The 21,865-nt window shown below is 71.7% G+C and carries 19 protein-coding genes; 16 read left to right on the top strand and 3 right to left on the bottom strand.

The window, feature by feature from the left end; genetic code table 11:
- Positions 1-139 precede the first annotated feature (139 nt).
- From urtB to ACTZWW_RS02180, 7 genes are all read left to right on the top strand, one after another.
- On the top strand, positions 140-1,786 hold the full coding sequence (urtB, locus tag ACTZWW_RS02210; RefSeq protein ID WP_444779295.1) for an urea ABC transporter permease subunit UrtB: 1,647 nt from the start codon (positions 140-142) through the stop codon (positions 1,784-1,786).
- Between the two features lie 46 nt (positions 1,787-1,832).
- Entirely contained in the window at positions 1,833-2,939 is a 1,107-nt protein-coding gene (urtC, locus tag ACTZWW_RS02205; RefSeq protein WP_444779299.1) for an urea ABC transporter permease subunit UrtC, read from the top strand.
- A gap of 5 nt (positions 2,940-2,944) precedes the next feature.
- Entirely contained in the window at positions 2,945-3,727 is a 783-nt protein-coding gene (gene urtD / locus ACTZWW_RS02200) for an urea ABC transporter ATP-binding protein UrtD (protein WP_444779294.1), read from the top strand.
- A 5-nt stretch (positions 3,728-3,732) separates the two neighbouring features.
- The gene (gene urtE / locus ACTZWW_RS02195) at positions 3,733-4,431 is read left to right on the top strand and encodes an urea ABC transporter ATP-binding subunit UrtE (protein ID WP_444779293.1); all 699 of its coding nucleotides are present in this window, start codon (positions 3,733-3,735) and stop codon (positions 4,429-4,431) included.
- Positions 4,432-4,548: 117 nt separating this feature from the next.
- Positions 4,549-5,394: a hypothetical protein gene (locus ACTZWW_RS02190; RefSeq protein ID WP_444779292.1), complete on the top strand. Its 846-nt coding sequence runs from the start codon at positions 4,549-4,551 to the stop codon at positions 5,392-5,394.
- Positions 5,395-5,496: 102 nt separating this feature from the next.
- Entirely contained in the window at positions 5,497-6,690 is a 1,194-nt protein-coding gene (locus ACTZWW_RS02185; RefSeq protein WP_444779291.1) for an amidohydrolase family protein, read from the top strand.
- 26 nt (positions 6,691-6,716) lie between these two features.
- Complete coding sequence (locus tag ACTZWW_RS02180) at positions 6,717-7,301, top strand: amino acid synthesis family protein (protein ID WP_444779290.1); 585 nt, start codon at positions 6,717-6,719, stop codon at positions 7,299-7,301.
- Between the two features lie 22 nt (positions 7,302-7,323).
- Here ACTZWW_RS02180 and ACTZWW_RS02175 read toward each other — a convergent pair whose 3' ends face one another.
- The gene (locus tag ACTZWW_RS02175) at positions 7,324-8,163 is read right to left on the bottom strand and encodes a ferredoxin--NADP reductase (protein WP_444779289.1); all 840 of its coding nucleotides are present in this window, start codon (positions 8,161-8,163) and stop codon (positions 7,324-7,326) included.
- Between the two features lie 377 nt (positions 8,164-8,540).
- On the opposite strand from ACTZWW_RS02175, the gene ACTZWW_RS02170 reads away from it, so the two are divergent.
- The 8 genes from ACTZWW_RS02170 (at position 8,541) to ACTZWW_RS02135 (ending at position 18,198) form a co-directional block, all read left to right on the top strand.
- Positions 8,541-9,386 (top strand): FAD binding domain-containing protein, encoded by an 846-nt coding sequence (locus ACTZWW_RS02170; protein WP_444779288.1) that lies wholly within the window; start codon positions 8,541-8,543, stop codon positions 9,384-9,386.
- Positions 9,383-12,184 (top strand): molybdopterin-dependent oxidoreductase, encoded by a 2,802-nt coding sequence (locus tag ACTZWW_RS02165; protein WP_444779287.1) that lies wholly within the window; start codon positions 9,383-9,385, stop codon positions 12,182-12,184. The genes ACTZWW_RS02170 and ACTZWW_RS02165 overlap by 4 nt, the downstream gene beginning before the upstream one ends.
- Complete coding sequence (locus tag ACTZWW_RS02160) at positions 12,181-13,713, top strand: 6-hydroxynicotinate reductase (RefSeq protein WP_444779286.1); 1,533 nt, start codon at positions 12,181-12,183, stop codon at positions 13,711-13,713. The genes ACTZWW_RS02165 and ACTZWW_RS02160 overlap by 4 nt, the downstream gene beginning before the upstream one ends.
- A complete protein-coding gene (locus tag ACTZWW_RS02155; protein WP_444779285.1) occupies positions 13,713-14,633 on the top strand; it encodes a UPF0280 family protein in 921 nt (306 codons plus the stop codon). Before ACTZWW_RS02160 ends, ACTZWW_RS02155 begins: the two co-directional genes overlap by 1 nt.
- Positions 14,600-15,184 (top strand): amino acid synthesis family protein, encoded by a 585-nt coding sequence (locus ACTZWW_RS02150; RefSeq protein WP_444779284.1) that lies wholly within the window; start codon positions 14,600-14,602, stop codon positions 15,182-15,184. Before ACTZWW_RS02155 ends, ACTZWW_RS02150 begins: the two co-directional genes overlap by 34 nt.
- A gap of 93 nt (positions 15,185-15,277) precedes the next feature.
- Positions 15,278-16,279: a TRAP transporter substrate-binding protein gene (locus tag ACTZWW_RS02145; RefSeq protein ID WP_444779283.1), complete on the top strand. Its 1,002-nt coding sequence runs from the start codon at positions 15,278-15,280 to the stop codon at positions 16,277-16,279.
- 70 nt (positions 16,280-16,349) lie between these two features.
- Complete coding sequence (locus ACTZWW_RS02140; protein WP_444779282.1) at positions 16,350-16,931, top strand: TRAP transporter small permease; 582 nt, start codon at positions 16,350-16,352, stop codon at positions 16,929-16,931.
- A 7-nt stretch (positions 16,932-16,938) separates the two neighbouring features.
- The gene (locus ACTZWW_RS02135; RefSeq protein ID WP_444779281.1) at positions 16,939-18,198 is read left to right on the top strand and encodes a TRAP transporter large permease; all 1,260 of its coding nucleotides are present in this window, start codon (positions 16,939-16,941) and stop codon (positions 18,196-18,198) included.
- Between the two features lie 24 nt (positions 18,199-18,222).
- Here the strand turns inward: ACTZWW_RS02135 and ACTZWW_RS02130 are convergent, their stop codons facing one another.
- Positions 18,223-18,744 (bottom strand): MarR family winged helix-turn-helix transcriptional regulator, encoded by a 522-nt coding sequence (locus ACTZWW_RS02130; RefSeq protein WP_444779280.1) that lies wholly within the window; start codon positions 18,742-18,744, stop codon positions 18,223-18,225.
- 610 nt (positions 18,745-19,354) lie between these two features.
- Here ACTZWW_RS02130 and ACTZWW_RS02125 point away from each other — a divergent pair.
- A complete protein-coding gene (locus tag ACTZWW_RS02125) occupies positions 19,355-20,335 on the top strand; it encodes a tyrosine-type recombinase/integrase (protein WP_444779279.1) in 981 nt (326 codons plus the stop codon).
- 84 nt (positions 20,336-20,419) lie between these two features.
- On the opposite strand, the gene ACTZWW_RS02120 is transcribed toward ACTZWW_RS02125, so the two are convergent.
- Positions 20,420-21,811, bottom strand: coding sequence for a porin (locus ACTZWW_RS02120; RefSeq protein WP_444779278.1), 1,392 nt, complete (start codon positions 21,809-21,811; stop codon positions 20,420-20,422).
- Between the last annotated feature and the right edge of the window lie 54 nt (positions 21,812-21,865).

The raw sequence follows: 21,865 nt of genomic DNA, 5'->3' as shown, positions 1-21,865 counted from the left end.
CCCCGTAGCCCGCGCTCAAACTCCCCCCCCCCCCGCGGCGGGGGGGGGGGGGCGCCCCCGCCGCGCCCCGGCGGGGGCCCCCCCCCGGGCCCCCCCCGCCGGTACCCCGACATCCCGATACGTCCCGAAGGCCGCTCACATGGCGCATCTCGCCCGGACGCCGATCCGCCTCGCGCGGCTCGTCCTCCTCGCGCTCACGCTCGTGCTCGCCCCCGCCGCCCTGACGGCGCCGACGCCGGCCGCCGCACAGGCGGCGACGCAGGAGGAGGTCGCGACCATCCTCGCCGGCTTCACGAGCGGCCAGTTCCCGGCGACCCTCGCCGCGGTCGACGCACTCGCAGCGTCCGGCCATCCGCACGCGGCCGCGATCCTGACGGCGCTGTCCGACCGGCGCCTCGTCTTCGAGACCGCCGGGCGCCGCGTGCTCTGGCGGGAGGGCGGGCAGGCGTTCGACGCGCTCACCGGCGAGCCGGTCGCGGCGCCCGGCGCCGTGACCGACGTGCGGGTCTCCAACGCCGTGCGCCGCGCGGTGCAGACCGCCATGGCGAGCCTCACCCTGCGCGCGCCCGACCCCGCGACGCGCATCGAGGCGGCGGCCGCGATCCTGCGCGCCCGCGACCTCTCCCAGCGCGAGGCGCTGGCCGAGGCCCGCGCCGACGAGACCGATCCGGCCGTCCAGCGCGCCTTCGACGACGCGCTCGCCGGCCTCGCCATCGCCGACACCAGCGCATTGGAAGCCGACCGGCTGGCGGCGATCGAGCGGCTCGCCGCCCGGGGCGACGCCTCGGCGCGGGCGCTGCTGCTCGGCCTTCCCGCGGACGCACCCGAGGCGCTCAAGGAAGCCGCGGCGGAGGCGATCGCGGCCATCGACCGGAGGCTCGCCATCCAGGGCCACGTGCAGAACGTGTTCTTCGGCCTCTCCCTCGGCTCGGTCCTGCTGCTCGCCGCCATCGGGCTGGCCATCACCTTCGGCGTGATGGGGGTGATCAACATGGCCCATGGCGAGATGGTGATGATCGGGGCGTACGCGACCTTCGTGGTGCAGGAGCTGATGCGCGCCTTCGCGCCCCAGCTCCTCGACCTGTCGCTCCTCGTCGCCCTGCCGCTCGCGTTCTTCTCGGCGGGGCTCGTGGGCGTGGCGCTGGAGCGCCTCGTCATCCGCCACCTCTACGGCCGGCCGCTGGAGACGCTGCTCGCCACCTGGGGCGTCTCGCTGATCCTCCAGCAGGCGGTGCGCTCGCTGTTCGGGCCGACCAACCGCGAGGTGATGAACCCGTCCTTCATGTCCGGCTCGCTCGAGCTCTTCGGCATCGCGCTGACCTGGAGCCGCGTTTGGATCATCGTCTTCGCGCTCGCCGTGTTCCTGGCGCTGCTCGTCGCCATGAAGGCGACCTCCTTCGGCCTGCGCATGCGCGCCGTCGTGCAGAACCGGCGCATGGCCGCCTCGATGGGCATACGCACGCCCTGGATCGACGCGCTCACCTTCGGCCTCGGCTCCGGCATCGCCGGAGTGGCGGGCGTGGCGCTCTCGCAGATCGACAACGTCTCGCCCAACCTCGGCCAGAGCTACATCATCGACAGCTTCCTCGTCGTCGTGTTCGGCGGGGTCGGGAGCCTGTGGGGCGCCTTCGTCGCGGCGCTGTCGCTGGGCGTGGCCAACAAGCTCGTCGAGCCGCTGGCCGGGGCCGTGCTCGCCAAGATCGTGATCCTCCTCGCCGTCATCCTCTTCATCCAGAAGCGCCCGCGGGGGCTGTTCGCCCTCAAGGGCCGCGCGGTCGAGAGCTGAAGGGAGGGACGCCGAGATGACCCGCAAGCCCATCCTCTTCCGGCTGATGGCGCCGCACATCGCGCCCGCCGTCCTGATCCTCGTCGCGGTCGCCGCGCTGGTGCCCATCGCCAACCTCGTCTTCCCGGCGGAACACCCGCTCCACGTGCCGACCGGCACCGTCGTGCTGCTCGGCAAGTGGCTGACCTACGCACTCCTCGCGGTGGCCCTCGATCTGGTCTGGGGCTATTGCGGCATCCTCTCGCTCGGCCACGGCGCCTTCTTCGCGCTCGGCGGCTACGCCATGGGCATGCACCTGATGCGCGAGATCGGCCCACGCGGCGTCTACGGCCACCCGGTCCTGCCCGACTTCATGGTCTTCCTGAACTTCACCGAGCTGCCCGTCGCCTGGTGGGGCTTCGACGTCTTCGCCTACGCGGCCTTCATGGCGCTGTTCGTACCGGGGCTGCTCGCCTTCGTCTTCGGCTGGCTCGCCTTCCGCTCGCGAGTGACGGGGGTCTACCTGTCCATCATCACGCAGGCGGGCACCTACGCGCTGATGCTGTCCTTCTTCCGCAACGAGCTCGGCTTCGGCGGCAACAACGGGCTCACCGACTTCAAGGACGTGCTCGGCTTCTCGCTCCAGGCGGACGGGACCCGCGCGGCGCTGTTCGCGCTCTCCGCGCTGGCGCTCGCAGGCGGGCTCCTGCTGGCGCAGGCGATCGTGACCTCGAAGCTCGGCCTCGTCCTCGTGGCGATCCGCGACGCGGAGACGCGCACGCGCTTCCTCGGCTACCGGGTCGAGCGCTTCAAGCTGTTCGTCTTCACGCTCTCTGCGATGATGGCGGGGCTGGCGGGGGCGCTCTACGTCCCGCAGGTCGGCATCATCAACCCGAGCGAGTTCTCGCCGGCGAACTCGATCGAGGCCGTGATCTGGGTCGCGGTCGGCGGGCGTGGGACGCTGTCGGGGGCGGCGCTGGGCGCGGTCCTGGTGAACTGGGCGAAGAGCTTCCTCACCGGCGCCTATCCGGAGGCCTGGCTCTTCGTGCTCGGCTTCCTGTTCGTGGCGGTGACGCTGTTCCTGCCCAAGGGCATCCTCGGCGCCCTGCGCGGCGTACGGCTCGGCCGGCGCTCCCGCGAGGCGCGGGCGACGTCCGCGCAGCCGGCGGAGTAGCGCACATGACGACGATCCTCGAGAAGTCCCGCGACGCCGCCCCGCGCACGACGGACGCGCTCCTCTACCTCGACGCGGTGAGCGTCTCCTTCGACGGGTTCCGGGCGCTCAACGCCCTCTCCCTCGTGCTCGAGCCCGGCGAGATGCGCGCCGTGATCGGCCCCAACGGCGCCGGCAAGACCACGATGATGGACGTCATCACCGGCAAGACGCGCCCCGACACGGGCACCGTCCTGCTGGGCGGGTTGCACGACCTCACCCGCCTCGACGAGGCGGCGATCGCCGAGCTCGGCATCGGCCGCAAGTTCCAGAAGCCGACCGTGTTCGAGATGGTCTCGGTGGAGGAGAACCTCGTCCTCGCTCTCGCGGGAAGGCGGGGCGTGCGCGCCACGCTCTTCCACCGCCGCACGGCCGCGGAAGCGCGGCGAATCGACGAGATCCTGGAGATCGTGAAGCTCGAGGACCGCCGCTTCGAGCAGGCCGGCGCGCTCTCGCACGGCCAGAAGCAATGGCTCGAGATCGGCATGCTGCTCGCCCAGGACCCCTCGCTGCTCCTCGTCGACGAGCCCGTCGCCGGCATGACCGACGCCGAGACGGAGATGACGGCCGATCTCCTGCGGCGCATCAACGCCGACCACACCGTCGTCGTGGTCGAGCACGACATGAGCTTCGTGCGGGCGCTCGGGGTGAAGGTCACGGTCCTGCACGAGGGCTCGGTCCTCGCGGAGGGCTCGCTCGACCAGGTCTCGGCGGATCCGCGCGTGATCGAGGTCTATCTGGGACGGTGAGGGCCATGCTGGACGCGCGTGACATCGACCTGCACTACGGCGCCGCCCAGGCCCTGCGCGGCGTGGGCCTCGCCGCCGAGCCCGGCCGCGTCACCTGCGTGATGGGCCGCAACGGGGTCGGCAAGACCTCGCTGATGCGCGCGCTCGTCGGCCAGGTGAAGGTGTCGGGCGGCACCGTCACCTGGCGCGGCGAGGACGTGACCCGGCTCGAGCCCTTCGCCCGCGCCCGCCGCGGCATCGCCTACGTGCCGCAGGGGCGCGAGATCTTCCCGCTGCTCACCGTCGAGGAGAACCTGCGCACCGGCTTCGCCGCGCTCGACGGGCGCGCGGAGAAGACCGTGCCCGAGGAGGTGTTCACGCTCTTCCCGGTGCTGAAGTCCATGCTGCGCCGGCGCGGCGGGGACCTCTCCGGCGGGCAGCAACAGCAGCTCGCCATCGGCCGGGCGCTGGTGACGCGCCCCTCGCTCCTCATCCTCGACGAGCCGACGGAGGGCATCCAGCCCTCGATCATCCAGGACATCGGCCGTGCCATCGAGACGCTGCGCGCCCGCGGCGACATGGCGATCGTGCTCGTCGAGCAGTATTTCGACTTCGCCGCCGCGCTCGCCGACGCGATCGTCGTGCTCGACCGCGGCGAGGTGGTGCTCTCAGGCGCCGCCTCCACCCTCGACCGCGAGGCGGTGCGCCGCGCCGTGATGGTCTGAGCGCGCGCCGCCGCGGCGCATTGGCCGGAGCGCGTCAAGGTTGACGCAAGCTTTCGGTGCTAGCGCTTCCTGGAGCTCGCGTGCGCCGGCACATCCACGCGGGCCGAGAGGTGCGCCATGGCGGAGCACGAGGAAGCACGCGAGCACGAGACGGGCGGGAGCACCGGCGGCAGGCGCGGCGCCGCGACGGACTTCGTCGTCGCCGTGCGCTACGACGTGCCGCCGGTCGAGGGGCTGGCTCCGGCGACCTGGTGCGTGATCGAGGCCCATCCCGACGAGCGCCGCGCCCGCGACGGCGCCAGGCTGATCTCCAGCTTCGTGGAGAACGGCGGCGGCGGCGTGATCGTCGTCGCCGAGCGCGAGGACGCGCCGCCGCGCCTCGTGGAATCCTACGGCGAGACCCCGCTCGGCGACGGCATCGCCGCGCTCGCGCGAACGCCCGCCGCGGTCCGCGCCGCCTTCGCCACGGCGATGAGCGAGTACTGGACGGCGGTGATCACGAGCCGCCCCAAGGTGCGCCGGGCGGCGCCCGAGGCGCGCCGGCGGCCCGCCCTCGTCGGCCGGCCGGCTCTCGTCGCCGGGCTCGCAGCGGCCGCGCTCGTCACCGTCGTGCTCGTCGGGATGCGGATCGCCGCACCGCCCGAGCCCACGGCGACCGCGACCGCCCCCGCCATCCACGCCGACGATCTCTCCTTCCAGCGCTCCGGCGGCTTCACGATGATGCGCCCGAGCCCGACGGGCGAGACGACCTGGGCCGGGGAGGCGCTCTATCGCACCTACCGAGTCCACCCCGACGGGCGGCGCGAGTTCGTCGGCATGCGCCTCGCCGACGGCTCCGAGCCCACCGCCCCGCCGGCGCGTCCCTCCGGCGGAGGGGGCGGGGGCTCGGGTGCCGGCAGCGGCGGCGCGCCGAGCGGCGGCGGCATGAATCACCTGCGCGCGATATCCGAGAGCTTCCGGTAGCGCGGTCGCGGCGCCGCGTCCGCCCGCGAGCGAGGCCTTGCCTCGGGCGCGCCGGCGGCGCATGATCTCGTTCGAGTACGTACAAACTCGGGAGACACGCCGATGGCCGCCGAGGTCGCCTCAGGCCCGTTTTCGGGCAAGATCGTCATCCGCAATCTCGGCCTCGTCCTCTCGGGCGATCTCGCGCGGCCGGTGCTCGACGCCGACGCGATCGTCGTCGTCGACGGGCGCATATCCGGCATCGGCCGCCTGGCCGACCTCGACTGCGCCGATCCCGCCATGGAGATCGACGCCGCCGGCTGCGCCGTCTGCCCCGGCCTGATCGATTCGCACTGCCACCCGGTCTTCGGCGACTGGACGCCGCGCCAGAACCAGCTCGGCTGGATCGAGATGGGCGTCAACGGCGGCGTGACCTCGCTCCTCTCCGCCGGCGAGGTGCATCTGCCCGGCCGCCCGAAGGACGCCGCCGGCGTCGTCGCGCTGGCGATGACCGCCCAGCGCTGCTTCCAGAACTTCAAGCCCGCCGGCGCCAAGGTGATCGCCGGCGCGCCGGTGCCCGAGCTCGGCTTCGGGCGGGAGGTCTACGCGCAGCTCGCCGCCGCCGGCATCCGCCATATCGGCGAGATCGGGCTCGGCACCGTGGCCAAGGGCCCGGACGCCGCGCGGGTGACGGCCTGGTGCCGCGAGCTCGGGCTCGAATCGATCATGCATACCGGCGGCCCCTCGATCGCCGGCTCGCACTTCGTCGACCGCGACGACGTGCTCGAAGCCCAGCCCGACGTGGTGAGCCACATCAACGGCGGCCCGACGTCGATCGCGCTCGCCGACGTGCGCGTCCTATGCGAGCGGGCGACCGGCGCCGTCGAGGTGGTGCACAACGGCAACGAGAAGGCCGCGCTCGCCTGCCTCGAGGCGGTGCGCGCGGCCGGCCGGCTCGCCGACATGCTGATCGGCACGGACGCGCCGGCCGGCTCGGGCGTGCAGCCCAACGGCATGCTGCGCATGGTGACGCTGCTCGCGAGCCTCGGCGGCCTGCCCGCCGAGCAGGCGATCTGCCTCGCCACCGGCAACGTCGCGAGGAAGCGCAGGCTCGACGACGTCGGCCTGCTGGAGCCGGGGCGCTGCGCCGACCTCGTCTTCCTCGACCGGCCCGAGGCGTCCTCCGGCGCGGACGTGCTCGGCGCCATGGCGACGGGCGACATCCCCGGCATCGGCATGGTGATGATCGACGGCAACATCCGCGCGCGGCGCTCGCGCTCGACGCCGCCGGCCGCCCGCGCGCCGATCGTATCCTGAGCCGCGAGCGGACGAGGAGACAGAGCATGCCCGCGAACATCCGCAAGATCGTCGTCGTCGTCGAGGAGACCCGCCGCGAGATGGGCCGCGAGATAGCGCCCCCGACCCGCCGCGCGGCCGCCGTCGCGATCATCGCGAACCCCTTCGCGGGGCGATACCAGGAGGACCTCGAGGACCTGATGGCCATCGGCGAGGAGCTGGGCGACCTGCTGGGCCGCCGCGCGGTGGCGGCGCTCGGCGTCGCGCCCGGCATGATCGAGAGCTACGGCAAGGCGGCGATGGTGGGCGAGAACGGCGAGCTCGAGCACGCCGCCGCGATCCTGCATCCGCGTCTCGGCAAGCCGCTGCGCGCGGCGGTGGAGAAGGGCGCGGCCCTCGTCCCCTCCTCCAAGAAGATGGGCGGCCCCGGCCAGCCCCTCGACATCCCGCTCGGCCACAAGGACGCGGCCTACGTGCGCTCGCATTTCGACGGGATGGAGGTGCGGGTCAACGACGCGCCGCGGGCGAACGAGATCATGGTCGCCATCGCCGTCGCCGATTCCGGCCGCCCGCTGCCGCGGGTCGGCGGGCTGACGAAGGACGAGGCGAAGGGCGAGGACGGGCTGCGCTGAGGCGCGGCCCGCTCCGGACGAGTCAACCGGCGAAGGCGCGCTCGACGACGAACTCCGCCGGGCGGGCGTTCGAGCCCTCCGTCAGGCCGGCGGCGAGGCACAGCGCACGGCAGTCGCGCAGCATCTCCATCGAGCCGCAGATCATCACGCGGTCGGTTTCTGTCGAGAACGGGGCGGTGCCGAGGTCGGAGAACAGGCGCCCGGTCTCGATCGCCGCCGTGATCCGCATCGGGCGCGGATGCGGCTCGCGCGTCACCGTCGTGTAGAGCCGCACGCGCCCGGCCGCGAACTCGGAGACGAGCGGATCCGTGGCGAGCGCGGCGACGATCTCCTCGGCGTAGCGCAGCTCGGCGGCGGTGCGGCAGGTCTGGGTGAGGACGACCTCCTCGAACTTCTCGTACGTCTCGGGATCGCGGACGAGGCTCGCGAAGGGTGCGACACCCGTGCCGGTCGAGAGCATCCACAGCCGCCGTCCCGGTGCGAGCGCGTCGAGCACGAGGGTGCCGGTCGGCTTCTTCTTCACCCACAGGCGGTCGCCGGGGACGATCCTCTGCAGGCACTCGGTCAGCGGCCCGCCGGGGACCTTGATCGAGAAGAACTCGAGCGCGTCGTCCCAATTCGGGCTCGCGATCGAGTAGGCGCGGAAGACCGCCGTCTCGCCGCCGGGCAGCCCGATCATGACGAACTCCCCGGAGCGGAAGCGCAGCGAGGTCGGGCGCGTCGTGCGGAAACGGAAGAGGCGATCCGTGTAGTGCTCGACCTCGGTGACGGTCTCGAGGTGGCAGTCGGGGCGGTCCAGGGCCTCGGTGGAGGTGGAGGTGGAGGTGGAGGTGGCGGTGGCGGTGGCGGTGGCGGCGCGCATCGTGTCGTCTCCCGTGTCCGGCGGGACATCGTGCCAGAAAGTTTGTCCGTACACAAACAAGATTCGGGATACGCCGCGCGCTGGTCCGCCCCGGCCTCGGACGGCGTTCCGGGCGCGGGCGGCCCCACGCCTCGGCGGCGTCCCCAGGAGGCGGCTCGGCCGCCGAAACCCATACGTTTCGGCGCTCTGCCGCGAATCGAGGCAGCGTCGGCGCGGGTCCGCGGCAGCGCGAACGAAATTCCCTCACCCTGCGGAAAAGCGCTTGCCAGCAGGCCGAGGGTCTGGAATGCTCCAGCCTAGAATGGTCGTACACAGACGATCATCCGTCCCCGAACCGGTCCTCCGGCCTGCGTGGGGGCGCGCTTCGAGGGTGCGCGATGAGCCGTTATCTTCGACCCGGGAGCATCGACGAGGCCGTCGGCCTCCTGTCCACGGACGCCGCCCTGCGGATCGTCGCGGGCGGCACCGACGTCTACCCGAGCCTCGGCGAGGCAGCCGCCCGCGCCGCCTTCCTCGACATCGCCCGCATCCCCGGCCTGCGCGGCATCGCACGCGACGGCGATCATTGGCGCGTCGGCGCGGCGACGACCTGGAGCGACGTCGTGCGCGCGCCGCTGCCGGCCTTCTTCGACGGCCTGAAGCTCGCCGGCCGCGAGGTCGGCGCGATCCAGATCCAGAACGCCGGCACGCTCGCCGGCAACGTCGTCAACGCCTCCCCCGCCGCGGACGGCACCGTCGCCCTGATGGCGCTGGACGCCTCGGTCGAGATCGCCGGGCGCGACGGGCGCCGGGTGACGCCGCTCGGCGACTTCGTCACCGGCGTGCGCAGGGTCGCGCTCGCGCCGGGCGAGATCGTCACCGCGCTGCTCGTGCCGGATCGCCCGGCATCGAGCCGGGCCGCGTTCCTGAAGCTCGGCGCACGCCGCTATCTCGTCATCTCGATCGCCATGGTGTCCGTCGTCGTCGACCTCGACGAGGGCGGCGCGATCACGAAAGCGGGCATCGCGGTGGGCGCCTGCTCGCCCGTGGCGCGGCGGCTCTCCGCGCTGGAAGCGCGCCTCGTCGGCGTGCCCCTCGCGGAGGCGCCCGAGGCGGTGGCGGCGAGCGACGCCGACATCCTCTCCCCCATCGACGACGTGCGGGCCCGCGCCGGCTATCGCCGCGAGGCGGCGCTCACGCTGGTACGTCGGACGCTCGCCGCCTGCGCGGAGGCCGCCCGATGACGTCGCTCTCGCGCACCGACAGAGCCCCCGCCGAGGCCGACGCCGAGCCGCAGATCGGCTTCGCCGTCGACGGCAAGCCGCACACGCTCGCCGTCCCAGCCACCGCCCGCCTCTCCGAGGTGCTGCGCGAGCGGCTGCGGATCGAGGGCGTCAAGGTCGGCTGCGACGCCGGCGATTGCGGCGCGTGCACGGTGATCCTCGACGGCGAGGCGGTCTGCGCCTGCCTCGTGCCCGCTGCGCGGTGCGACGGCGTCGAGATCGTCACGGTGGAGGGGCTCTCCGAAGGCGGTCGCCCCGGACGGCTGCAGGAGGCGTTCTGGCGCCGCGGCGCGGCACAATGCGGCATCTGCACGCCCGGCATGCTGACGAGCGCCGAGGCGCTGTTGCGCAGAACCGCGAACCCGACCCGCGCCGATGTCGAAGAGGCGCTCGCCGGCGTGCTCTGCCGCTGCACCGGCTATTCCAAGATCGTCGACGCCGTGCTCGATTGCGCGGCAGACGCCACCTGCGCGCTACCCGCCGTCACCGCCGAGTGCGGCGCCGCCGTCGGCGCGCGGATCGACCGGCTCGACGGGCGCGCCAAGGTGATGGGCACCGACGCCTTCGGCGCCGATTCCTGGCCCGAGGGCACGCTCCTCGTGCGCGTGATCCGAAGCCCGCATCACCACGCCGCCTTCGTGCTGGGCGATCTCGACGCCTGGCGCCGCGCGAACCCCGGCGTCGAGGCGATCCTGACCGCCGCCGACATCCCCGGCCGCAACGTCCACGGCGTGATCCCGCCGCTCGCCGACCAGCCGGTCTTCGCCGAGCGCGTCGCACGCTTCCGCGGCGAGGCGGTGGCGGCGGTGGTCGGGGATCGGGCGGCGGTGCGCGCGCTCGACCTCGCGGGCTTCCCCGTGACCTGGACGGAGCTTCCCGCCGTCCTGACGCCGGAGGCCGCCCGCACGGCGGACGCGCCGCTCGTCCACGAGACGCGACCCGGCAACGTCCTCGTCCGCGGCTTCGTCCGCCGCGGCGATGCCGATGCGGCCCTGCCGCAGTCCGACGTGGTGGTCGAGGGTTCCTATACGACGGGCTTCATCGAGCACGCCTATATCGAGCCCGAAGCCGGCTTCGCCCGGCGCGTCGGCGATCGCATCGAGGTCTCCGCCTGCACCCAGGCGCCGCACATGGATCGCGACGATCTCGCGGCCATCATGGCCCTGCCGCTCGAGGCGGTGCGGATCATCCCGACAGCGGTCGGCGGCGGCTTCGGGTCGAAGCTCGACCTCTCGCTCCAGCCCTTCGTGGCGCTCGCCGCCTGGGTCACCGGGCGGCCCGCGGGCATCGTCTATTCGCGCACCGAATCGATGGCCACCACGACGAAGCGCCATCCTTCCGCCATCACGGCGCGGATCGGCGCCAAGGCGGACGGCACGCTCCACGCCATGCGCTTCGAGGGCACCTTCAACACCGGCGCCTACGCCTCCTGGGGGCCGACGGTCGCGAACCGCGTGCCGGTCCACGCCTCCGGCCCCTACGTGATGCCGAACTACGAGGCGCGCACCGCGGCGATCCACACCCACACCGTCCCGGCCGGCGCCTTCCGCGGCTTCGGCGTGCCGCAAGCCGCCGTGGCGCAGGAGACGCTGCTCGACGAGCTCGCCGACGCGCTCGGCATCGACCGGCTGGATTTCCGCATCCGCAACGCGCTGACGAACGGGCAGCCCACCGTGACCGGCCAGGTCTTCGCGCAAGGGGTGGGCATCCGCGCCTGCTTCGAGGCGCTGGTGCCGCATTGGCGGGAGCTGCGGGAGGCGGCACGGGCCTGCAACGCGGCCGCCTCCGGCCCGCTGCGCCGGGGTGTCGGCGTCGCCGGCATGTGGTACGGCTGCGGCAACACCTCGATGTCGAATCCCTCCACCATCCGCGCCGGGCTGACGCCCGACGGGCGGCTCGTCCTGCACCAGGGCGCCGTCGATATCGGGCAGGGCTCGAACACGGTCATCGCGCAGATCTTCGCCGATGCGCTCGGCCTGCCGGTCGGCCGGGTCGCGCTGATCGGCGCCGATACGGACCTCACGCCGGATGCCGGCAAGACCAGCGCCTCGCGCCAGACCTTCGTCAGCGGTGCCGCCGCCCTGCGCACCGGCGCGCGGCTGCGCGAGACGCTTCTCCTGCGCCTCAACGCCGGCCCGAACGCGCGGCTCGTGCTCGACGGCACGCTCCTGCGCGCCCGAGAGTCCGGTTTGGACGAGGCGAGCCTCGATCTCGCGACCCTCGAACCCGACACGAACGGCTTCGCCTTCGCGGCGGAGGAGACCTTCGATCCGCCGACCTCGCCGCTCGACGCCGACGGCCAGGGCGAGCCCTACGCCGCCTTCGGCTTCGGCGCGCATCTGGCCGAGGTCGAGGTCGATATCGAGCTCGGCCGCGTGCGGGTGACGCGGCTCGTCTGCGCCCACGATGTCGGCCGCGCGATCAACCCGACGCTGATCGAGGGCCAGATCGAGGGCGGCTCGGCCCAGGGGCTCGGCCTCGCGCTCATGGAGGAATACATCCCCGGCCGCACCGAGAACCTGCACGACTACCTCATCCCGACGGTCGGCGACATGCCGGAGGTCACCTCGATCCTGATCGAGGAGGCGGACGCCCACGGTCCCTTCGGCGCCAAGGGCATCGGCGAGCAGGTCTTGATCCCGACCGCGCCCGCGATCCTCAACGCGATCCGCGACGCGACGGGGGTGCTGATTCGCGACCTGCCGGCGACGCCCGACAAGATCCACGCGGCGCTCGCCGCGGCGCGAGGCCCGCGATGACCCGCGACGCCCCCGCGATCGACGACGCCGGCACGGCCGCCCCGCCGCCGCCGGGCAAGATCCGCTGCGACGCCTGCCCGGTCCTCTGCTACATCGCGGACGGCCGCTCGGGCGCCTGCGACCGCTACGCCAATGTGGACGGCGTGCTCACCCGCGTCGATCCGCTGGTGATGCTGGAGCGCGCGGTGGAGCACGGCGACGCGGTGACACCGTTCCTCGGCGAGGGCGCGGAGTGGGACGGCGCCTTGGCCCCCTCCCCGTCCCGATTCGTCACCGCCATCGGCGCCGGCACCACCTATCCCGATTACAAGCCCGCGCCCTTCATCGTGTCCTCGCAGGTCGAGGGCGTGGACATGGTCACGGTCGTGACCGAGGGCATCTTCAGCTATTGCGGCGTCAAGGCGAAGATCGACACCGATCGTCATCTCGGCCCCGAGCGGGCGCTGGTGCGCTACGGCGGCGAGCCGATCGGGCACGTGACGACCGGCGAGTACGGCTCGCAGATGCTCTCGCTCGGCGGCGTGCACCACCTCACCGGCGGCTCCAAGAAGGAGGGCCGGATGACCTGCGAGGCGCTGCTCGCGCTCTGCAACAAGCAGGCGGTCGAGCTCGCCGTCGACGACGGCGTCTCGATCGTGGTGCAGGCGGGCGCGGCGCCGATCATCGACGGCGTCGTCGAGCATCGCATGCGGGTCGGGTGCGGCTCGGCCGCCATCGGCATGTTCGCCAAGCAATGGTTCGAGCACGTGGACGAGGTCGTCGTCGTCGACGACCACATCACCGGCGTCCTCTCCGAGCATCAGGCCGGCAAGCTCCTCGACGTGCCGCCCACCGGCATCAAGCTGCGCGGGCGCCGTTCGACGCCGGGCCGCTATTTCCGCGTCGCCGAGCCGGGCTCCGGCTGGGGCGGTACCGACATCGAGGATCCGCTCACCATCCTCGAGCCCTTCGACCCGAAGGTGGCGCGCCCCGGCACGACGCTCTTGATGGTCTCGACCACCGGCGACCACGCGGCTTACTTCGTGCTCGACGAGGCGCTGCGCCCGGTCGAGACGCCGATGCCGGACGCGGTGCGCGCCAGCGTCGCGCGGGTGCAGGAGAATTGCGAGCCGGCTCTGTGCTCGGTCCTGTTCATCGGCGGCGCCGGCGGCTCGCTGCGCGCGGGCGTGACCGAGAACCCCGTGCGGCTCACCCGCTCGGTGAAGGACGCGCTCACCCGCGTCACGTCGGGCGGCGCCGAGGTCTACGTCTGGCCGGGTGGCGGCATCACCTACATGGTCGACGTCACGCGCCTGCCCGACAACGCCTTCGGTTACGTGCCGACGCCGGCTCTGGTGGCGCCGATCGAGTTCACCATGACGCTCGAGGACTACCGCGCGCTCGGCGGGTACATGGAGGCGGTGCGGCCCCTGTCCTCGCTCGGCGCCGTCGAGCGGCAGGTGTCTCTGCCCGCCGCGGACGGCGAGGCTTGGCCGTTCGACGCCCGGCATTTCCCCAAGGCACTCGCCGGCGAGCGGGGGACCCGCTGATGCAGCGCGCCGCTCACCGCATCCTGCCGGACGGGCGGCGCCTGCACCTGCATCACGGGCCGATCGACATCGTCGCGGAAGCGTTCGGGCCGGACGACGCGGTGGCGGAGGCCTACGCCCGCGCGGTCGCGCGCTTCGAGACGGTGCTCGAGGAGCTCGCCGCCGAGCTGGCCGTGCTGCGCCGGCCGGTCGCGGCGGGTGGCTCACCCGTCCGCGGCGAGACGGCCCGGATCATGTGGGCGGCGGCGTCGCGCTTCCGCCCGGCCTTCGTCACGCCGATGGCGGGCGTCGCCGGCGCGGTCGCGCAGACGGTGCTCGCGGCGATGACCACGGACCCGGCGATCGCGCGCGCCTATGTCAACGACGGCGGCGACATCGCACTCCACGTCGCGCCCGAAGCCGAGCCGCTCACGGCGCGCATCGCCGTCGACCCGGCCGCGCCGCAGAGCCCGGGCGACCTCGTGATCGCGGCCTCGTCGCCCGTACGCGGCATCGCGACGAGCGGCCGGCACGGGCGCAGCCACTCGCTCGGCATCGCCGACAGCGTGACGGCCCTCGCGAGCTGCGCGGCGATCGCGGACGTCGCCGCGACGCTCATAGCCAACGCCGTCGACCTGCCCGGGCACCCGGCCGTGCGGCGCGCGCCGGCGGCGGCCTCGTCGCCGGATTCCGACCTCGGCGAGCGGCTCGTCACCGTCGGCGTGGGACCTTTGTCCGCGAAAGAGATCGAATCGGCCCTCGACGCGGGCGAACGAATGGCCGATGACTACGTCGCGGCGGGGCTGATCACGGGCGCGCTCGTCGTGCTGGGCGGCGTCGCGCGCGCGGTGGGTGACCCGCCGCTCCGGCGGATCGAGAACGAGAAGACGCACAGGGGGATGCCGCCATGGCCGAGATCGCCGTCCGCAAGGACGTCCTGATCATCGAGGAGATCCGGCACGAGGGCGGCCCGCCCGCTGCCGAGCCGCAGAGGAAGGGCGCGATCCTCACCGTGATCGCGAACCCCTTCGCCGGCGGCTATGCGCCCGACATCGCGGGCTTCATGGACGACCTGAAGCCGCTCGGCGTCGCCATGGCGAACAAGCTGATCGATGCGCTCGGCGGCGATCCGAAGGCGATCCAGGGCTACGGCAAGGGCGCCATCGTCGGCGTCGCGGGCGAGATCGAGCACGGCGCGCTCTGGCACGTGCCGGGCGGCTACGCCATGCGCGAGGCGCTCGGCGGCGCGCTCGCCATCGTGCCCTCGACGAAGAAGGTCGGCGCCGCCGGCGCACGCCTCGACGTGCCGATCACCCATGTCGACGCCTCCTACGTGCGCTCGCATTTCGACGCGATGGAGGTCGGCGTCCCGGACGCGCCGCGTCCGGACGAGCTCGCCTACGTGCTGGTGATGACGACCGGCGGGCGCGTCCACGCCCGCATCGGCGGGCTGACGCCCGAGGGCATCACGGTACGCGACGGCCAACGCTGATCGACGACGCCGCTCGAGAAGACGGCGCGTCGGCAGAGGGGAAGCCCGCGACGGAACCCGCGGGATCGAGACGAGAACGGGAGCACGAGAACCATGAAGCATCTCACCAGCACGGCGCTCGCCGTCGTCGCAGCAGTCGGCTCGGCGACGGTCGGCCTCGCCGGCGGCGCGCAGGCGCAGGACGCGCGCGAATTCCGCATCGGCATGATCACCCCGCCGGCGCACGTCTGGAACCAGGAAGCCGCCGCCATGAGCGAGACGCTGTCCGAGCTCTCGGACGGGCGCTTCTCGGTCGTCGTCTTCCCGTCGGGCCAGCTCGGCAACGAATCGACCATGCTCCAGCAGCTCCAGACCGGCGCGCTCGACATGGCCTTCCTGACGACGGCCGAGGTGACGACCCGCGTGCCGGACATCGCCGCGCTGCACGCGCCCTTCCTCGTCGACGACATCGCGGACGCGGCCGCGATCCTGCGCAGCGAGCCGGCGAAGGAGATGCTCGAGAAGCTCCCCGCCGCCACCGGCACGGTCGGGCCCTGCTTCGCCATGACCGGCATGCGCCAGCTGATGACCCGCGAGCCGATCGAGAGCGTCGGGGACCTCTCCGGCAAGCGCTTCCGCATCACGCCCGCGCCCGCGATCCGCACCTTCTTCGAGATGCTCGGCGCCGCGCCCGCGCCGATGCCGCTCACCCAGGTCTACGACGCGCTCGCCAACGGCCAGATCGACGCGATCGACATGGACTTCGAGTCGATCATCAACTTCCGCTACTACGAGCACGCCCCCACCATGATGGTGACGAACCACCACATGTTCGGCATGGTGGCGCTGGTCTCCGGCCGCGTCTGGGCCGGCCTTCCGGCGGAGGACCAGGCGATCGTGCGCGAGGCGGTGCAGACGCATTGCGACGCGATCATCGATCGCTTCGTCGCCGAGGAAGCGGGCAAGCTCGAGCGCCTGAAGGCGGTCGACGGGCTGACCGTCGTCGAGGACGTCGGGCCGGAGTTCTTCGGCGACGTCGTCGCGCGCTGGGACACGATGTGGGCCGAGCAGACGCCCTACGTCGCGACCCTGCGCGAGCTCGCCGCCGGCCTCTGAGCCGCGATCCCGCCCGATCGCCCGCCCCGCGGCGGGCGATCGCCCCGATGGAGCCGAGGAGGAGCGCCCCGTGCCGATCGCGACCGCACTGCGCCGCCTGTCGGATCTCCTGGCGCGCATCGACAGGGTCTTCCTGATCTGCCTCGTCGCGGGCATGGCGCTCCTCGTCTCCGTGAACGTGGGCCTGCGCCTCGGCGGGGTCATCCTCGCCTGGGCGGACGAGATCGCCGTCTACATGATGATCATGACGGGCTTCGTCGGCGCCTCGCTGATGCTGCGGGCGCGCAGCGACCCGTCGGTGAACCTCCTCCAGGAGGTGGTCTCGCCGGGTATGGCGCGCGCCTTGCGCGTCGTCGTCGCGATCGTCGCCTTCGCCTTCGGCCTCTTCCTGACGTGGACGTGCTGGCGCTGGTTCGACCTGCCGCGCCTCGCCTCCGTCGGCTTCGACGTCTCGGCCTTCGAGGGCGCGACGTTCAACTTCATCTACACCGAGGTGACGCCGGTGCTCGGCCTGCGCAAGGCGGCGTTCTTCCTCATCGTTCCCTGGTTCGCGCTCACCGCCACCGTCCACGCCGCGACGAACCTGATGGAGGAGCTCGGCCTCGTCGAGCCGCTCGTCGGCGGCGAGGACGCGATCGTCGGCGAAGGTTGAAGAGACCATGACCGCAGGCGTCTTCCTCGTCCTCCTCGTCCTCGGCGTGCCGATCGGCCTCGTCCTCTGCTGGTCGGCGGTGGCCTTCATCTACGGCTCGGGCAACACCGTCCTGCTCGATTCCTATCCGCTGCAGCTGTTCCAGAGCCTCGACAATTTCGGGCTCCTCGCCATCCCGCTCTTCATCCTGATCGGCGAGATCATGAACGCCGCGGGCATCACCACCCGGCTCGTGCGGCTGGCCGCCGCCTTCATCGGCGCGGTGAAGGGCGGGCTCGCCTATGTCAACCTGCTCGCCAACATGCTGGTGGCCTCGATCCTCGGCTCGGCCACGGCGCAGATCGCCATGATGAGCCAGGTGATGGTGCCGGAGATGACGAAAGCCGGCTACGACAAGGGCCTCGCGGTCGGGATCACCGCCTTCGGCGGCCTGCTCGGGCCGATCATCCCGCCTTCCATCGTCTTCGTGGTCTACGCCGTCCTGGCGCAGGTCGCGGTGCGCGACATGCTGGTCGCGGGCATCATCCCCGGCCTGATGCTGTCGGGCCTCTTCCTCGGCACGATCGCGTTCCTGGGACGCAAGTACGCCTATCCGCGCGGCGAGGCGCTGCCCTGGAGCGAGCGGCTGCGCGCCGTGCTCGAGGCGCTGCCGATGCTCGCCATACCCGGCGTGATCGTCGGCACCATCGTCGGCGGCGTCGCCTCGCCCACGGAGAGCGCCGCCATCGGCGCGGTGCTGGCGACGCTGATCGGGCTCGTCTACACGCGAAAGCTGCGCTTCGCCGACTTCCCGAAAATCCTGGTGCGCACGGGGCTCAACACCGCCCTCGTGCTCTTCCTGGTGGCGGCGGCGGGGGTGTTCTCCTGGGTGCTGGTCTTCGGCCAGGTGCCGCAGACGGCGGCCGCGTACATCCAGGACATCGCCACGACGCCCACCGCCTTCATGCTGCTGGTTCTCGTCGCGCTGCTCCTCGTCGGAACCGTGATCGACGGCATTCCCGGGCTGATCATGGTGGTGCCGATCCTCCTGCCGATCGCGACGGGCGTCTACGGCATCGACCCGCTGCATTTCGGCGTCTTCGTCTCGGTCAACCTGATCCTCGGCCTGCTCTCGCCCCCCGTCGGCATCGGCCTCTACGTGGCGGCGAGCGTCTCGGGCGTGAGCGCGATGCGCGTCTTCGCCGTGACGATCCCGTTCTTCCTGGTGAGCTGCGTTGCGCTCGTGCTGCTGGCGCTGTTCCCGTGGCTGTCGCTGGCGTTGCTCTGAGCGTGCCCGTCGCCCGCAGCCGTCTCAGCCCAGCCGCTTGAGCAGCCGCACCAGCGTCGCCTGCTCCGTGCGCGAGAGCGGCGCCAGCGTCATGCGCGTGATCTCGCTCGCCATGGGAAGCACGCGGCCGATCGTGCGCCGGCCCTCCGCCGTGAGTTGGACGAGGTGCATGCGCCGGTCCTCGGGCGCGGGCACCTTCTCGACGAGGCCGCGCTCGACGAGCCGCACGACGACGCCGTTGATGGTGGAGTTGTCCATCGCGGTCTGGCGCCCGAGCGAGTTCTGCGAGGCGGGGCCGACCTCGTTGAGCTTGGCCATCACCGCGAATTGCTGCGCGGTGAGGCTCTCGGGCATGTGCGCGGCGAAGATGCTCAGGTGGCGCTGGTGGGCCTTGCGGATGAGGAAGCCGATCTGGGCGTCGAGCACGTAGGGACGCTTGCGCGGAGGCTTCGCCGGCGCGTCCTGCGCCTCGGCTGCGGGCGCGGAGGCCACGTCGGCGGAGGCCGCGCCAATCTGGGCCGGCGTCTTCCTCGCGCGCGCTGGCATCCGCCGTTTCCTTCCTGGCTCGATCCGACCGCCCGCGCCGAAGACGGGCCCACCCGCAATACACGCCCGGCGGCGGAAGGAAAACTCGCGTGCGCTGGGACGGCACGGCGCGAGGCGGTCGCTCGACGCGGCTCCCCTGCGGCAGGCGCGCGCTCGCATGCTGTCGCACGAATGCGCCTCGCGCCCGATCGCCATGGGCCCCGACGCGAGGCCTAAATGTCGGACGCGATGCACTTGGACGGCTCGCACGTGTAGGCCCGGAGGTTATTGACGCGACAGAACGTCGCGGACGGGGTCATCAACAGACGTTCCTCTTTGCTTACACTTATGGTGAAATCAATCTTTGATAGCGAATCTCTTATATAAATTGTCGCCACTGCCGCGAGGCAGCGTAGAACCGGCAGCGTCGCCGCAGGCGCGGCGGGCATAAATCACGCACGCTCCGCGCGTATATCCTCCACTTGCCTACGGTGACCGACGGCGATTAGCTCGCTGTAGGCGCGAACGAATTGTGGGGCCGCCGGCCGGCCGCAGCGTTCCGTCATGCTCGAAGTGTGATCATTGGAGAGATAGTATTCGAGATCGCCAGGCGCGTGATCAGGACGCAAAAATGTTCGTTTCGGCATCAAAAATGAATATCAAGAGATCGTCTGGTCTACGGTTGAATCTGAAAACGTCGAACCCTTCTGCTTTTGCGGCGTCTCAGCTCAAGAACGGTCGTCTTTCCAGGGTATCGCGTAATCAGGCGAGATCCCTTGCCGAGGCGATAGAGCGCTTCTTTCGCGAAGCGACGGTGAAGAAGGGCACGCGGCGGACCTATCGATCGAACGCGAAGAACTGGCTCTCGGCTTTCCCGCTCCTGCGCCTCGACGAGATCGACCGGTCGACGCTCGCGCTCTTCGTCTCGCGCCGCAAGGATCGAGGTGTCAGCGACACGACGATCCGCCGCGACATCGCCTTCCTCGGCACGGTCTGCTCGATGGCGATCTCGTGGGGCTGGCTCGAGGCGAACCCGATCACCGCGCTGAGCAAGAAGTTCCTCAAGGAGGCGCCGCCACGCACGCGATTCCTGACGCGGCGCGAGTTCGAGCGTTTGCACGCGGCGGCGTCCGAGACGCTCAAGCCGCAGCTCGTGCTGGCGGTGGAGACGAGGATGCGCAAGGAGGAGCTGCTCTCGCTGACGATCGACGCGATCGACCTCTCCCGCCGCGAGATCCATTTGCAGGAAACGAAGACGAACTCCCCGCGTCGGGTCCCGCTCTCGGACGTGGCGATCGCGACGATCTCCGACCTGATCGCGAAACCGGGGCGGCCGCGCTCGCGCTTCCTGTTCTGCAAGCCGGACGGCACGCGGATCCTGTGCAACAAGAAGGGCTTTCGCGCCGCCTGCGCGCGCGCGGCCATCGCCGACTTCCGCTTCCACGACCTGCGCCACACGTTCGCATCGTGGTGGGTCCAGTCCGGCGGGGACCTCTACAAGCTCAGCCGCGTGCTGGGACATCGCACGCTGCAGATGAGCGCGCGGTACGGGCATCTGCGGACGGACGATCTCCACGAGGAGATGCGCAAGGTGGGGAAGCGGCGGGGGTGAAGGGGAGCCGGTTTCCGCGGTCGAGGCTGAAACGGGAGAAGCCCCGGCGCGAGGCCGGGGCTTCGGGAGATCCGAGGGGACGGATCAGAAGTCGCGCTGGATGCGCAGACGGCCGGCCCAGCGGGAACCGTCGTCGGTGAACACGCCAGCCACGTCGGCACCGTCGCGCTGAACCTGGACACGACGATCGGCGTCGATCTGCGTGTAAGCGACATCAGCGGCGAACGTGAGCCCCGCCACCGGGCGCCAGTTCAGCCGCGTGCCGACCTGCCACCAGCTGTAGCCGAAGAAGTCCTCGCTCTCGGCCGTGGCGCCCACCGCGACGGCCTCGCGCGCGCCCGTCGGCACGTCGACCTCGCCATACGCGCCCTGGAGGTCCGACCAGACGGTCGGCGTCCAGTAGTGACGGAACGCCGCAGCGATGGACCACGCCTCGGTCGTGACCAGCCCGGTGCCTGCCGCATTGAGGTAGGCGTCGCTGGTGCCGACCTCGAACTCCGCCACGGTGTCCACCGGATCGGCGTAGTTGATGGCACCGTCGGCGTAGACCGCCTGGACCCAGAGGGCGTCACCGGCGGCGATCATGGGCAGGTTCACGTTGATGCCCGCGCCGATCGCCCAGCCGAGCTCGTCGTCGACACCGACGAAGTTGTCGCTGTTGTCGTGACGGATCTGGTGAAGGGCACCCATGACCTGGGCCGAACCCCACGCCTGAGCGACGTTGAGGTTGGCGACGAGGTCGGGGAGTTCCTGACCACCGTACACGAAGCGATCCGCGGCCGTAGCGCCGTACGTCGCGTCGCCCGTCAGCGTCCCGATGCCCGGCAGATCGGTGTCCTCAGGGATGGTCGTCCCGCCGTCCCGTTCGTCGAGCCCAGTACGCCGGTACTTGCCATCCTCGACCGAGATCGTCGCCGAGAAACCGGGGCCGAACGTTGCGGTGTAGGCCAGGAGTTCCACGGACGGATCCGAGAGACCCTCGGACACGGACAGCAGATTGCCGCCGAAGAACGAGAAGAACGACGTGATGCGACCCGCCGTCAGGCCAGCGAACTGGATGAAGCCCTGGTCGAGAACCGCGCGACCCTCGTCGGCCGCGTCGTCGGCTCGGTCGGCGTTGATGCGGATGAACGAGCGCAGCGTGCCGAACTCCGTCAGGGTGCGGGCGTCGAACGCGATCGAGCCGCGCGCGAAGAAGTCGATCGCATCCTGCTCGGCATCGGGGTCGCCATCGACGTACTCCGCGAAGCGATACTCGGTCCGGACGTAGCCGGAGATCTGCAGGCAGGTCTCCGTGCCGGGGACCACGAAGAAGCCCGTGCCGCCGATCGGGGCGTTCGGGCAGGTGCGGACGTAGTCGACCGGCGCCGCGGCGCGGACCGGAAGATCGGCAGTCTTCGGGGTTTCGGCGCCCCCTCCCGCCCCGCGGCGTCGCCGTCGGACCCGGGGCTTGAAACCACACCGCGAAGAGGTCATTGGAGGCGGCATGCGCCGGCCCGTCGGGCGCGGCGTCGCTCACGCCGGGAGAGC

The organism is Salinarimonas sp. NSM (assembly GCF_052380005.1).
Lineage (GTDB): Bacteria > Pseudomonadota > Alphaproteobacteria > Rhizobiales > Beijerinckiaceae > Salinarimonas.
Note: the sequence above shows the minus strand (reverse complement) of the source record. Positions and strands in the feature narration are given on the sequence as shown.

What these genes read in the sequence shown, in the direction of transcription:
- ACTZWW_RS02155 (WP_444779285.1), top strand. Translation starts at nt 13,713, where the DNA reads ATGCAGCGCGCCGCTCACCGCATCCTGCCGGACGGGCGGCGCCTGCAC.
- ACTZWW_RS02145 (WP_444779283.1), top strand. Translation starts at nt 15,278, where the DNA reads ATGAAGCATCTCACCAGCACGGCGCTCGCCGTCGTCGCAGCAGTCGGC.
- ACTZWW_RS02180 (WP_444779290.1), top strand. Translation starts at nt 6,717, where the DNA reads ATGCCCGCGAACATCCGCAAGATCGTCGTCGTCGTCGAGGAGACCCGC.
- ACTZWW_RS02165 (WP_444779287.1), top strand. Translation starts at nt 9,383, where the DNA reads ATGACGTCGCTCTCGCGCACCGACAGAGCCCCCGCCGAGGCCGACGCC.
- urtC (WP_444779299.1), top strand. Translation starts at nt 1,833, where the DNA reads ATGGCGCCGCACATCGCGCCCGCCGTCCTGATCCTCGTCGCGGTCGCC.
- urtB (WP_444779295.1), top strand. Translation starts at nt 140, where the DNA reads ATGGCGCATCTCGCCCGGACGCCGATCCGCCTCGCGCGGCTCGTCCTC.
- ACTZWW_RS02160 (WP_444779286.1), top strand. Translation starts at nt 12,181, where the DNA reads ATGACCCGCGACGCCCCCGCGATCGACGACGCCGGCACGGCCGCCCCG.
- urtE (WP_444779293.1), top strand. Translation starts at nt 3,733, where the DNA reads ATGCTGGACGCGCGTGACATCGACCTGCACTACGGCGCCGCCCAGGCC.
- ACTZWW_RS02150 (WP_444779284.1), top strand. Translation starts at nt 14,600, where the DNA reads ATGGCCGAGATCGCCGTCCGCAAGGACGTCCTGATCATCGAGGAGATC.
- ACTZWW_RS02125 (WP_444779279.1), top strand. Translation starts at nt 19,355, where the DNA reads ATGTTCGTTTCGGCATCAAAAATGAATATCAAGAGATCGTCTGGTCTA.
- ACTZWW_RS02185 (WP_444779291.1), top strand. Translation starts at nt 5,497, where the DNA reads ATGGCCGCCGAGGTCGCCTCAGGCCCGTTTTCGGGCAAGATCGTCATC.
- ACTZWW_RS02120 (WP_444779278.1), bottom strand. Translation starts at nt 21,811, where the DNA reads ATGACCTCTTCGCGGTGTGGTTTCAAGCCCCGGGTCCGACGGCGACGC.
- ACTZWW_RS02135 (WP_444779281.1), top strand. Translation starts at nt 16,939, where the DNA reads ATGACCGCAGGCGTCTTCCTCGTCCTCCTCGTCCTCGGCGTGCCGATC.
- ACTZWW_RS02190 (WP_444779292.1), top strand. Translation starts at nt 4,549, where the DNA reads ATGGCGGAGCACGAGGAAGCACGCGAGCACGAGACGGGCGGGAGCACC.
- urtD (WP_444779294.1), top strand. Translation starts at nt 2,945, where the DNA reads ATGACGACGATCCTCGAGAAGTCCCGCGACGCCGCCCCGCGCACGACG.
- ACTZWW_RS02175 (WP_444779289.1), bottom strand. Translation starts at nt 8,163, where the DNA reads ATGCGCGCCGCCACCGCCACCGCCACCGCCACCTCCACCTCCACCTCC.
- ACTZWW_RS02130 (WP_444779280.1), bottom strand. Translation starts at nt 18,744, where the DNA reads ATGCCAGCGCGCGCGAGGAAGACGCCGGCCCAGATTGGCGCGGCCTCC.
- ACTZWW_RS02170 (WP_444779288.1), top strand. Translation starts at nt 8,541, where the DNA reads ATGAGCCGTTATCTTCGACCCGGGAGCATCGACGAGGCCGTCGGCCTC.